A 13,120-nucleotide genomic window follows, 5' to 3' on the forward strand; every position below is an offset into this window, starting at 1 on the left:
TATTACACCTTTTTGCACACAAAATAAATTCTTTCGCTGTTTTCTTTAGGTTTGTCTAGCGAAAGTTCATCATATATTTTAATATTATCAAATCCGGCATCTTTAAGCATTTGGCATAATTCTTCAACGGTATATGCCGTTTCGCAGAATTCTTCGCTGAATCGGTCGTATGATAAACCGTTATATATAAACATATCAAGTAAAATACGAACGGTTCTGTCATCGATTTTTTCATTATCCCATACAAGATAATAATCATCCTCGTCAAATACAAAAGTATTATCTGCAAGAACATTATTGTGTTTATAAACCGTATTGGCGTCAAAAATGAATAATCCGTTATTTTTCAGCGATTTGTATACATTTTGAAATGTGTTTTGAACCTCGGATTTATTATTCAAATGATTGATACTGTCAAGACAGCAAATACACGCATCAATTTTGTCTGAAAGTTCGAAATTTTGCATTTTAGCTTTAAGCAAGGAAAAATTGTTGCTTTTGTTTGAGAGTCGTTCTGAGGCGATTTCAAGCATATCTTCTGAGCAATCAATACCTATAATGCTATACCCTTTTTTTATAAAAGGTATACTCATAGACCCTGTTCCGCAAGCCAAATCCAAAATAACGCCTGATTTAATGTTGTCCTTTTCAAAAAACGAGTGAATGTAATCACATCTTTTTTCGTATTCAACATTTTGAGTCAGTTCGTCATAAAGATAAGCAAAAGTTTGATAACTACTCATTGTTTTCGTTTTCGTTGATTCTTTCAAATATTTTATCATATCCGTCACAACCGTACTGGAGAGAACGGTTTACACGACTGATTGTGGCAGTTGACGCACCTGTTTGTTCAACAATATCCGTGTAAACAGATTTTTCCGAGAGCATTTTTGCAACAACGATGCGTTGGCTGAGAGTTTTTAGCTCTTGAACGGTACACAAATCTTCAAAAAAGTCATAACATTCTTCTGTATTTTCAAGAGCCAAAATGGCCTTAAACAAAAAATCCACATTTTTATTATGCAGCTTATTATTCATAAGTAAGCCTCCGTCTTTAGTATGCTAATATTTTAACACATTAAATCGTGATAGTAAAGCAAAATTTAAAAAAAGCGGCAAGAAACTTTCCTGCCGCTAAAATTATTAATTATTCTTTGATTAATTCATCGTAAAAATCAAAGCAATCAAATGTTGCAAAATAATCCTTTGGAGTTTCCGCTCTTCTGATGAGTTTGTATGAGCCATCCTCACAGAGGAGAATCTCAGCACTCTTGAGTTTTCCGTTATAATTATAACCCATTGAAAAGCCGTGTGCACCTGTATCATGAATGTAAAGAATATCCCCCATATCAATTTTAGGCAACATTCTGTCTATAGCAAACTTATCGCAGTTTTCGCAAAGAGAGCCTGTAACATCATACTTTGTGTTGCATTCTTCGTTTTCTTTGCCCAAAACCGAAATATGATGATATGCGCCGTAAATTGCAGGACGCATAAGGTTAACTGCACAAGCGTCAACGCCGATATATTCCTTGTGAGTGTGCTTTTCGTTGATTGCTGTTGTTACAAGAGCACCGTAAGGACCCATCATAAATCTACCGAGTTCTGTGCAAAGCTTTACATCACCCATTCCGGCAGGAACAAGTACTTCGTCAAAGACTTTGTGTACGCCCTCACCGATAACTCTGATGTCATTAGGTTCTTGGTCAGGTCTGTAAGGAATACCTACACCGCCCGAAAGGTTGATGAATCCAATATGTACGCCAACTTTTTCTTTAAGCTCAACAGCAAGCTCGAAAAGAACTTTTGCAAGCATTGGATAGTATTCGTTTGTTACTGTGTTTGAAGCAAGAAAAGCATGGATACCGAATTCCTCAACACCCTTTTCTTTCATAATTTTGAAAGCCTCAAATATCTGCTCTGTTGTCATACCGTATTTTGCGTCGCCCGGGTTATCCATAATATCATTGCTGATTTTGAAAAGTCCGCCCGGATTGTAACGACAGCTCATTTTTTTAGGAAGTTTGCCGCAAGCTTTTTCTACAGCTTCAATATGTGTGATGTCATCAAGATTGATGATACCGCCCAAGTCGTTGCAATACTTAAATTCCTGAATAGGAGTGTCGTTTGATGAAAACATAATATCATCGCCCGTTGCACCGATTGTTTTTGCCATCATAAGTTCTGTTTTTGACGAGCAGTCACAACCGCAACCGTATTCCTGCAAAATTTTAATTAAAAATGGGTTTGGAGTGGCTTTTACCGCAAAGTATTCCTTATAGCCCTCATTCCATGCAAAAGCTTCTTTAAGAGCTTTTACATTTTCCCTTATTCCCTTTTCATCGTAAATGTGAAAAGGTGTAGGATAATCTTTGATGATTTCCTGTGCTTTTTCTAATGAAAGAAATGGTGTTTTATTCATTTTATCCTCCTCAAATTACCTTTAATCGGTAAGTGATTTTTCAATTAACATTTTAATTTTATCAAGTCCAAGCCCGTTTTGTGAAGAAAACGGAATAATCAAATCGCTGTCTACCATAGACAGTTCTTCCTTTATTTCCTGTTCTCTTTTTTTAAACTCTTTGACTTTCAATTTGTCTGCCTTTGTGCAAACTACAATAAACGGTATATTCATTTGTTTCATAAAGTCAATCATACCGAAATCGTCTTGTGACGGTTTATGACGCATATCAACAAGTTGAACAACAAGGTTTATGTTTCTTCCGCTTTGAAAGTAACCTTCCATAAGTTCACCGAAGCGATCACGCTCGGATTTACTCAGTTTGGCATAGCCGTATCCCGGGAGATCAACGAATTTATATCCGTCAACATCATAAAAATTGATTGTAATTGTTTTTCCGGGAACCGAACTTACTCTTGCCAACGATTTTCTGTTGAACAATTTGTTTAATAACGAACTTTTACCTACATTTGACCTGCCGGCAAAAGCGATTTCTGTAATATCGCTTGGCGGAAGTTGGCTTGATATGCCGTATGCTTTTTCAAATTCTGCTTTGTTATAATTCATATTACTGTGTCACCACCGATGAAACAGATTCATCTGATTTAATTATTACATTTTGTTTTTTATCTTTTTTTGGCATATATTCAAGCGCTTGAGTTATAACCTCGTCAAAGGAGTTTACGGGAATAAACCTAACCGCTGTTTTAACCTCTGTGCCTATTTCTGCCAAATCTTTAAAGTTATCCTTTGGAATAATTACTGTATCACAACCTGCTTTGTATGCAGCCATCGATTTTTCTTTTAAACCGCCTATAGGAAGTGCTTTGCCTTTAAGTGAAATTTCACCGGTCATAGCAACATTCTTTTTAATAGGAATACCTGTAAGTTCGCTTACAAGTGCGGTTGTGATTGCAAGACCTGCAGACGGTCCGTCTTTTGGAATTGCAGCTTCAGGTGCATGAATATGTATATCTTTTGTTTTGTAGAAGTCCGATTTAATACCGTATTGTTCTGATTTGCTTCTTACATAACTTACTGCGGTTTTGGCACTTTCTTTCATAACATCACCGAGATTACCTGTAAGCTCGATTTTACCGGAACCGTCAAGTGCAGATATTTCTATCGGAAGCATTGTGCCTCCTACCTGAGTCCAAGCAAGTCCGTTTACAACACCGATTTGATTATCGGCAGGTATTTCATCTTTTGAATATTTCTCTACTCCCAAATAGTCTGAAATATTTTTGTCAGTAACCTTAAATGATTTTTTACCGCTTTCAAGCTCAAGAGTTGCTTTTCTGCAAAGAGTTGCAATGCTTTTTTCAAGACCTCTTACTCCGGCTTCTCTTGTGTAGCACTCGATGATTTTATATATTGCTTCATCCGAGATTTTAAACTCTCTTGCGGTTAAGTTATGCTTTTTCATTTCCTTTTTAACCAAATGAAGTTTTGCAATATTGAATTTTTCTTCAACAGAATAGGAGTTAAGCTCAATAATTTCCATTCTGTCATAAAGCGGAGCGGCAATGGATGAAGTATCATTTGCCGTTGTAATAAATAAAACCTTGCTTAAATCTACAGAAAAATCAATATAATGGTCATTAAATGAGTTGTTTTGTTCAGGGTCTAAAGCTTCTAAAAGAGCCGATGACGGGTCGCCTTTGTAGTCGTTTCCGACTTTATCTATTTCATCAAGCAACACAATCGGATTCATTGTTCCGGCGTCGATAATTGCCTGCATAATTCTGCCGGGCATTGAACCGATATATGTTTTTCTGTGTCCTCTTATTTCTGCCTCATCGTGAACGCCTCCGAGAGCGATACGAACATATTTTCGGTTCATGGATTTTGCAAGAGATTTAACAATACTTGTCTTGCCGACGCCCGGAGGACCGTATAAGCATATGATTTGACCGTTGTATTCCGGATTTCTTTTTAATACGGCGAGAGATTCGATAATTCTTGTTTTAACTTTATCAAGTCCGTAATGGTCGGCATCGAGAATTTTTCTTGACTTCTCAAGATTTATTCTGTCTTTTGAATATTTGCCGAAAGGAATTTCAAGGCATTTGTCAAGATATGTTCTGACGACCGTTCCCTCATGAGAACCCGATGGCATTTTCACAAGTTTGTCACATTCTTTAAGAAGTTTTGTTTTTATTTCATCGGTACATTTCAGATTATTTACTTTGGCTTTGTATTCATCTGCTTCTTCAACAGGTGTTTCGCTGTCGCCGAGTTCATCCGAAATTACTTTCATCTCTTCACGAAGGTAATATTCTCTTTGACTTTTGTCTATTTCCTTTTGAAGTTTTTCTTGGATTTCGGCTTCAATTTCAAGTGAAGCGGTTTCTTTTTTCAAAAGAACAACAAGCTTTTTAATTCTCTCTTCCGGATTGAATTCTTCAAGCATTGCCTGCTTGTCCGAAAATGAGAAAAAGCTGTTTTCGCAAATATAATCTGTTAATTCATCAATATTTTCACAGCAAACAATTTTTGCAACAACTTCGTTTGAAATCTTTTTAAACATTGAAGCGTATATTTCATATTCTTTTTTAACAGTTCTGATGTATGCGGAATTTTCCGGAGATTCTTCAACATCATAAATCGGTGCTCTGTCAACAACAGCATTGAAATGGTCGCCGTCAGTATACATTGTTACAATGCTTGCCCTTGAAACGCCTTCAACAATTACACGAAGATTTGAAGAATTAGGTATTTTAATCATTTGCTTAATTTTGCAAATAACGCCTACTTCAAACACATCTCTTTCTGTTGGGTCTTCTATTGTTGAATCAATTTGAGAAACAAGAAAAATCATTTGATGCGTGTCCATCGCTTCGTTAAGAGCCGCAATGCTTTTCTTTCTCCCTACATCAAAATGCAGGTTCATATTTGGATAAACAACAAGTCCGCGAAGCGGGACAACGGGAATATCCTCAAAATTATTTAAATCAATATAGCTGTTCATATATTAAATCCTTAAAAATATTTATAATATTATATAATAAATAAAGATATATTTCAATACTTAAAATTTAAAAGGTGTTCCGCAGAACACCTTTTAACTATTCATCATAATTTATTTTCTTCACTTTAAAAATGGTTCGCAATATAGGTGCTAAAAGTTTTGGACTTTTGATAAGTATTACTTTCATTTTCTCCCCCTACTTTCTGCAACAGATTATAATTCCGAGGATAATAACTGCTATTGCAAGAATTCGGGTAAGCCATACGGTCGGCAAACAGCAAGCCATAACACAACCCAGACCAAAAGCAATCCACAAATAATCTTTCTTGCACATTTTTTTCATAGCAAACACCCCCGTAGCATCTGTGCTTACTATAATATATGCAAACTTGTAATTAATCGTTACTTTCAATTAACAAAAGCGTTCCCGAATCAAGTGTAATTTCGGCAAAGTCTTCGTTTACAAAATTGCTTTGAGCAAATTGGTCGCCTTGATTTATGTCTATAGAATCTTTTCCATAAAATCCTGCCGTGTAATATGCCCCTTTAATTTTAACTCTTTTGCAATCGGAAAGATATGCAAACAAAGAAAAATTGTCATAATCCTTATTAATTATGCCTTTGTCTTTTATAAGTGAAATTCTGTTTTTTCTATTAATAATACAGCATTTTACATTGTGTTTTTGACAGTAATCAAGTGAAAGGATGTTTGAATATGTATGGTCCATTCGTGAGCCGATGGCACAAAAAATCTGAATTTCGCTGTATCCCCTTTTGACAGCTTCCATAACGCAATGAAACGAATCTGTAAAAGCTTTCTCAACTTCAAGCGTAATAATTTCGCAATCAATATCGGGCTTTTCGGAAGAATCAAAATCTCCTATGATTAAATCCGGAGTAAATCCTGATTTGATACAATTTTTATATCCGGAGTCGGCACAGATGATATACGAATTTTTATCAATATTATCTTTTAAAAATTCAATATCGTTATCGGGTGCTCCTGATATTATTGTACATCTTTTTATTTGAGTTCCCATTCTTTTATATTTTTAACCTCGTTGTACATTGATACATAACTTTCGTGTCGTGATTTGCTGATTTTACCGTCATTTACCGCTTCGATAATTGCACAGCCTTTATCATTTGTATGCGAACAGGTTGAAAACTTGCACTGTCCTATGTATTTTTCAAATTCTCTGAAGCAATACGGTAAATCATCTTTGAGTATTTTTTCGCATTGTTTAAATTCCAAAGAAGAAAAACCCGGTGTATCGGCTATATATCCGTTGTCGATTTTAAAAAGTTCACAATGACGGGTTGTGTGTTTACCTCTGCCTAATTTTTTACTTGTTTCGTCCGTTTTTAAATCCAAATTCGGAAAAATATTATTGAGCAATGTGGATTTTCCTACGCCTGTATTACCTGTAAAAGCAGAGCATTTGCCGTTTAAAAGGCTGAGAATTTCGTTTGCCCCATCACCCGTTGTATTATTGCAAATAACCACTTTAAATCCTGCTTTTTCATAAATGGTTTTATATTCGTCGGCACTGTTGTCCAAATCGGTTTTTGTAATAACGATTACCGGTTCGATTTTTTTAAATTCGGCAATAGCGATTAAATTATCAATTATTGTTGTATTGATTTTTGGGTCTACAAGTGAAGCAACAATAAAGAGTCTGTCGAGATTGGCAAGCGGTGGTCTGACAAGCTCATTCTTACGAGGATATATTGTATCAATCGTGTTTTCGGATTTGTCGTTTATGCTTATTTCAACATTGTCGCCTACAAGCGGAGTAATCTTTTGTTTTCTGAAATTTCCTCTTGCCTTGCATTCATATATTTCGTTGTCGGTATCGACATAATAAAAGCCGCCGATGCCTTTGATAATTTTTCCTTTTGTCATATGTTTCTCTCAAATAACATCAACGGCGAGGGTGTCGCCGTTGAAATGTTCATCAGTTGTTTGCTTCGGTTGGGGTTGTAGGTGTTGTAGTCTGCGTTGATTCAACTGTAGTTGTGTTTGTTGCGGCTGAAAAATCAATGTTAATGTCTTCGGATTTTTTGCCGTCAATGTGCTTGGTTTCGGTTACACCCGTTGATTTAAGAGAAACTTTAATGTTTTGAGCTTTTCCGTTCTCTGCCGTAATATCGATAGGAATCGAATTACCGTCGAGTGTTACTTTACGGCTTGAATATGTGTCTTTTCCGAGTTTAACAATCAATGTGTCGGTTACAAAAGAGCCGTCATAATTTTGAACCATCGGAAGTTTAATTCCCACAGAATACTTAACTGCCTGTGCAGAAGTGGTTGTAATGCCGGAACTGATAATTACCTTTATTGAATCGGTAGTCTTTGCCTGTGAACCGACAGCCGGACTTTGCGAAATAACAACACCTTTTTTGATTGCATTGTCTTGTGTTACAAAAGAAATATTTGTAAATCCGAATTTTTCAAGGAATGCTCTTGCTCCGCTTTGGGTAAGACCTGATACATCCGGAACGGTTAATGTTTCAATAACTGTAGTTGTCGGACCTGCCGAAACATAAATTGTTACTTCCTGTTCTGCCGATACAACGCTTGTTGCTTTAGGGTCGGTATATATTACTTTTCCTTCCTCAACATTATCGCTCGCTATATCCATAGTCTTAAAATTGTTAAGTCCTTCAAGTTGCAAGGTTTGCTGAGCAAGTTCAAGAGACAAACCATACACATTCGGCATAGTTATATCTTTATCGGATGAAGCAACAATCAAAGTAACCTTTGAGCCTTGCATAACCTTTGAACCGGCTTCAGGAGATTGTTTAATGACCGTTCCCGGATCATACTGGTCGGATTTTTCGTATTCTGCAACGAATTCATAATTATATGAGCTGTTATCCTGAAGTTGATCATAAGAAAAACCGACGAAGTTTTCAAGCTTTTGAGTTTTGGTATTAAAGCCTGATGTGAACATCATAATAATTGCAACGATTGCCGCAATCAAAACAACAAGACCTGTTATAATCGCAACGGTTATTTTTTTCTTTCTTGAAGAATCGTCATATTCGGTTTCTTCTTCGTCATATTCATCGGAGGTATCAATTATCGGTTCAATTTCCTGTGACGGTTCAGGCACAACTTCGTTATTTACATAATTGAATGTTTTATTTGGGTCTTTAACAATTTCTTCTATGTCAAGAAGCATTTCCGTTGCGGATTGATATCTGTCTGCAGGATTTTTTTGCATAGCATGCATGCAAATTTGCTCAAGTCCCAAAGGAATATCGGGATTGATTTTTCTCAAATCTTCGGCATTGGAGTTTACTTGCATAAGTGCAACCGATACGGCACTGTCTGCTTCAAACGGAACCTTGCCCGAAAGCATTTCGTAAAGTACAACGCCGATTGAATAAATATCTGCTTTTTCGTCGGTATATTCACCTTTTGCCTGTTCCGGTGAAATATAGTGAACCGAACCGATAGCTTGTTCCGTAAGAGTTTTTGTATCCGAACGGGAAAATCTTGCAATACCGAAATCGGTAACCTTTAAGTTGCCGTTTGGAAGCAGGATGATATTTTGAGGCTTTATATCACGGTGAACAATACCTTTGTCGTGTGCGTGTTGAACGGCTCTTAAAATCTGAGTCATAAAGAAAAGTGCATCGTTCCAAGTGATTGAACCTTGCTTATTTATGAATTCTTTAAGCGTAATTCCGTCGATATATTCCATAACGATATATTGGAGCTTTTCGCCGAAATTTACATCATAAACCTTAACGATATTTTCATGTGACAAAAGTGCAATAGCTTTTGATTCGTTTTTAAATCTACGCTTGAAATCATCGTTGTTTAAAAATTCTTCTTTTAATATTTTTACGGCAACTATTCTGTCGTCTACATTGTCGTATGCTTTATAAACAACAGACATACCGCCTACACCGATTATTTCCTGAATTTCATATCTTCCGTCTAATCTTTTACCAACATAGTTATCCATATTTTCTCCTAAATATATTTCAAATTGCGATTGCTACAACCGTAATGTTATCGTTTCCGCCGTTTCTGTTTGCTCTTTTAACCAATCTGTCTGCAAACGCATAATATTGACCGTCTTTTATATCTTCAGCCAATTCCGAATTATTTACGCAGTTGCTCAAACCGTCGGTACATAAAATCAATGTTTCATTTTCATACAAGTCAACTTCTGAAAAATCAACATCAATTCTTTTATCTACGCCGAGTGCTCGTGTAATTACATTTTTGTTAGGATGATGCTCGGCTTCTTCCTTTGTAATTTCGCCTCTGTCAACAAGATTTTGAACAAGACTGTGGTCAACGGTAATTTGTTCAACTCCGTTTTCGTTTACCAAATAGGCTCTGCTGTCACCCGCATGAGCTATATATGCAACATTGTTTCTAACTACTACGGCAACAACTGTTGTACCCATGCCTTTTAAATCGGGTCTTGAGTATGCCATATCGTACACTTCAATATTTGCCGCAGCAATGGCGGAATCAAGCAGATTTTTGATTGAGGAATCACGCATTCTTTCGTTATATGACGAAGTAATTTTATCGCTTATTACTTTTACGGCAAGAGCTGAGGCAATATTACCGCCTGCAGCACCGCCCATTCCGTCACAAACAACAGCCCATGCAACTTCACCGGGAAGTTCACCGACTGCATATGCGTCCTGATTATTTTCTCTGACTAATCCTTTGTCTGTTTTAGCAACTATTTTCATTGGATTTCACCTTCATTCTTCTTGCGTCTTAACTGACCGCACGAAGCATTAATATCCGAACCGAGCGTTCTTCTTATTGTAGCATTTATTCCGAGTGAATACAAGGTTTCACAGAAATTTTTAATTGAATTATCTGTTGAGCGTACATTTCCTCTTTCTTCAACATCATTTACCGGAATTAAATTTACATGACAAAGCATTCCGTCAAGTTTTGAGGCTAATTCTTTTGCACATTCCTCGGTATCGTTGACACCGTTTATTAGCGTGTATTCAAACGATACCCTTCTGCCCGTCTTTTCGGCATAATTTTTGCATGCTGCAATAGCCTCGTCAACACCCCACTTATCATTTACGGGCATCATGGAAGAACGGATTTTATCATTCGGTGCATGTAATGAAAGTGTTAATGTTATGGGCATTTGCTCATTTGCCAAATCATACATTTTTGGCACTACACCGCAGGTGGAGAGCGTTATGTCACGCATGGATATATTAAGTCCTTTGTCATTATTAACTGTTTTTATAAACTTTATAACATTATAATAATTATCGAGCGGTTCGCCGATACCCATAAGAACAATATGAGAAATTCTTATATTCAAATCCTTTTGTGCAATATGTAACTGAGATTCCATTTCCGCAGGAAGTAAATTGCGTTTAAATCCTGCAAGCGTTGATGCACAGAATTTACATCCCATTTTACAACCGACCTGTGAAGAAATACAAATGGTATATCCGTATTTATATTTCATAATTACAGCTTCCACATATTCCCCGTCGTATAATTTAAAAAGGTATTTAACGGTGTCATCAATTTTTGAAACATACTTGTCTTCGATTTTAACAGAAGGGATAAAATATTTTTCACTCAATTTCTGCCTTAAATCTTTAGAAAGGTTTGACATTTCATCAAAAGAATCAACGCCCTTTTCGTGTAACCACGAATAGATCTGCCCTGTTCTGAATTTAGGCAGACCTATTGAGGTGATTTCGCTATTTAATTCGTCAAATGTAAGTGATTTAATATCAGTCATTTATCTTTTCCATAAGTGCATAGAAAAATCCGTCGCCGCCGCTTTCACTCGGAAATACGGTAACTTCATTTAATAATTTGAAATTAACGTTATTTTGTAAAAACTTTTCAACAACCTTTTCGTTTTCTTTTTTATTGAGAGTGCAGGTAGAATATAAAATTCTGCCGTTTACTTTTAAATATTTTGATGATGTATTTAAAATATCATATTGGATTTGCGGCAAAGCCTTTATATCATCAAGATTTTTGTATCTTATTTCGGGCTTTCTTCTGATTATACCGAAGCCGCTGCACGGAACATCACACAAAATTTTATCTGCAAAAGGTATATTTTCGTTATATACCAAAGCATCATTGACGGCTGTTTTTATATTATAAAGTTCAAGTCTTTCTGCTGATTTCTTTATTAAATCAACTCTGTGTTCATATAAATCAAAGGCGTAAACATTTGCTCCCGATTGAGCCATGGTGAATGTTTTTCCTCCCGGAGCGGCACAAATATCAAGTACGGTTTCTCCGTTTGTACAATCAAGAGCTTTTGCGCATGAATATGAACTGAAATCTTCTATATAGAAAAGTCCGTCTTTAAATGCTTTTATATTACTTAAATCAAAAGATGAGTTGATTTTTACAACATCGTTGTAAACTTCGCAGTCAATGCCGGCGTCTAAAAATTCATATTGAAGTTCGCCTTCATCAACAAATTTTCTGTTTGGTATTGCAAAAACAGGAGGTCTGTTATTAACAACTTTAAGAATAAAGAGTGTTTTTTCTTCGCCGTACATCTTCTTCCACATATTAATTAAATGTGGCGGACACGAAAACTTGATGCTCAAATCCTCTGTATTTTCAAGTTCATCCTTATTGTCGATTATTTTATGTAATACGGCATTTATGAGTTTTTTATAATATGAAAGACCGATTGAATCGGCAAGTTCCACAGTTTCGTAAACGGCAACCGCATCCGGTACCTTGTCCATAAAAAGTATTTGATATGCACCGAGATAAAGTAAAAATCTAACTTTTGGTTTAGTTTTAGAATCAAGAAATTTATTAACAAAATAATCAAGAGTTATTTTGCGTTCTGTAACACCGTAAACAAGCCTTGAAACAAACGCTTTGTCTTTCGCTTCAACTTCGGTCAAACCTTTTTCAACAGCTATATTTGAGTAAGCTCCGTTTTTTAAAATATCATAAATAATATCAAACGCCGTAAGTCTGCTGTTTTTCATCGTCTGTTACCGCCGTTTACCACAAGTAAAAGTCTGAATATTGTTGCAAGTGCAGAAGCTAAAGCGGCAACATATGTTAAAGCGGCAGCAGTAAGCACTTTTTTGGCACCTAAATATTCCTCGTCTGTCATAAAATGATTTGATTCTATAGTTTCAAGAGCTCTTCTGCTCGCATTAAATTCAACAGGTAATGTTATAAGTTGAAAAACTGCAACGAAACAATACAAAATAATTCCGATATATGCAACCGTTTCGGAACGGATAAACATACCGATTAAACAAAGAGGAATACCGAGAGAAGACCCGATATTGGTAACCGGGATTACAAAATTTCTGATTTTAAGCGGAAAATATCCTTCCGCATGCTGGCAGGCGTGACCCGCTTCATGGCAAGCAACACCGATAGCAGCAATTGAACGCGAATCAAAAACATCTTCGCTGAGGCAAATTTCTTTTGTTCTTGGGTCGTAATAATCGGTTAATGAACCCGAAATCTTTTTAATCTTTACATCATTGATGCCGTTTAACTGTAAAAGTCGCCATGCGGCATCGGCTCCTGTCATTCCCGAACGACTGATAACCGATGAATATTTATTAAAATTCTTTTTTACGCTTGCCTGACAAATCAATGCAAAAATGAACACAGGAATCATAATAAATCCCGTCATATAGTACATCATATAATATCCCATAAT

14 protein-coding genes are annotated in these 13,120 nt (G+C 36.1%); all 14 read right to left on the reverse strand.

The window, feature by feature from the left end:
* Positions 1–2 precede the first annotated feature (2 nt).
* On the reverse strand, positions 3–782 hold the full coding sequence (locus Q0E08_RS02375) for a class I SAM-dependent methyltransferase (RefSeq protein ID WP_294775855.1): 780 nt from the start codon (positions 780–782) through the stop codon (positions 3–5).
* Positions 736–1,038 (reverse strand): YerC/YecD family TrpR-related protein, encoded by a 303-nt coding sequence (locus Q0E08_RS02380; protein WP_294775857.1) that lies wholly within the window; start codon positions 1,036–1,038, stop codon positions 736–738. The genes Q0E08_RS02375 and Q0E08_RS02380 overlap by 47 nt, the downstream gene beginning before the upstream one ends.
* A gap of 109 nt (positions 1,039–1,147) precedes the next feature.
* Entirely contained in the window at positions 1,148–2,422 is a 1,275-nt protein-coding gene (locus Q0E08_RS02385) for a diaminopimelate decarboxylase (RefSeq protein WP_294775860.1), read from the reverse strand.
* A gap of 21 nt (positions 2,423–2,443) precedes the next feature.
* Positions 2,444–3,028: a ribosome biogenesis GTP-binding protein YihA/YsxC gene (yihA, locus tag Q0E08_RS02390; protein ID WP_294775865.1), complete on the reverse strand. Its 585-nt coding sequence runs from the start codon at positions 3,026–3,028 to the stop codon at positions 2,444–2,446.
* A gap of 1 nt (position 3,029) precedes the next feature.
* Positions 3,030–5,432, reverse strand: a complete 2,403-nt coding sequence (gene lon, locus Q0E08_RS02395) for an endopeptidase La (protein ID WP_294775870.1) — start codon at positions 5,430–5,432, stop codon at positions 3,030–3,032.
* Positions 5,433–5,529: 97 nt separating this feature from the next.
* Positions 5,530–5,619, reverse strand: a complete 90-nt coding sequence (gene spoVM / locus Q0E08_RS08880; RefSeq protein ID WP_366775055.1) for a stage V sporulation protein SpoVM — start codon at positions 5,617–5,619, stop codon at positions 5,530–5,532.
* Between the two features lie 9 nt (positions 5,620–5,628).
* Positions 5,629–5,775: a hypothetical protein gene (locus Q0E08_RS02400; protein ID WP_294775873.1), complete on the reverse strand. Its 147-nt coding sequence runs from the start codon at positions 5,773–5,775 to the stop codon at positions 5,629–5,631.
* A 52-nt stretch (positions 5,776–5,827) separates the two neighbouring features.
* A complete protein-coding gene (locus tag Q0E08_RS02405; protein ID WP_294775876.1) occupies positions 5,828–6,472 on the reverse strand; it encodes a thiamine diphosphokinase in 645 nt (214 codons plus the stop codon).
* On the reverse strand, positions 6,457–7,338 hold the full coding sequence (gene rsgA, locus Q0E08_RS02410; RefSeq protein WP_294775880.1) for a ribosome small subunit-dependent GTPase A: 882 nt from the start codon (positions 7,336–7,338) through the stop codon (positions 6,457–6,459). Before rsgA ends, Q0E08_RS02405 begins: the two co-directional genes overlap by 16 nt.
* Positions 7,339–7,390: 52 nt before the next feature.
* On the reverse strand, positions 7,391–9,412 hold the full coding sequence (gene pknB / locus Q0E08_RS02415; RefSeq protein ID WP_294775883.1) for a Stk1 family PASTA domain-containing Ser/Thr kinase: 2,022 nt from the start codon (positions 9,410–9,412) through the stop codon (positions 7,391–7,393).
* Positions 9,413–9,431: 19 nt separating this feature from the next.
* On the reverse strand, positions 9,432–10,160 hold the full coding sequence (locus Q0E08_RS02420; protein ID WP_294775886.1) for a Stp1/IreP family PP2C-type Ser/Thr phosphatase: 729 nt from the start codon (positions 10,158–10,160) through the stop codon (positions 9,432–9,434).
* Positions 10,157–11,194 carry a 23S rRNA (adenine(2503)-C(2))-methyltransferase RlmN gene (gene rlmN / locus Q0E08_RS02425; RefSeq protein WP_294775889.1) on the reverse strand — a complete coding sequence of 346 codons (1,038 nt, stop codon included), beginning with the start codon at positions 11,192–11,194 and terminating at the stop codon, positions 10,157–10,159. Before rlmN ends, Q0E08_RS02420 begins: the two co-directional genes overlap by 4 nt.
* A complete protein-coding gene (gene rsmB, locus Q0E08_RS02430) occupies positions 11,187–12,425 on the reverse strand; it encodes a 16S rRNA (cytosine(967)-C(5))-methyltransferase RsmB (protein ID WP_294775891.1) in 1,239 nt (412 codons plus the stop codon). The genes rlmN and rsmB overlap by 8 nt, the downstream gene beginning before the upstream one ends.
* Entirely contained in the window at positions 12,422–13,117 is a 696-nt protein-coding gene (locus Q0E08_RS02435; RefSeq protein WP_294775894.1) for a zinc metallopeptidase, read from the reverse strand. The genes rsmB and Q0E08_RS02435 overlap by 4 nt, the downstream gene beginning before the upstream one ends.
* Positions 13,118–13,120 lie beyond the last annotated feature (3 nt).

The organism is uncultured Eubacterium sp. (assembly GCF_934561735.1).
Classification (GTDB): Bacteria; Bacillota; Clostridia; order Oscillospirales; family Acutalibacteraceae; genus Eubacterium_R.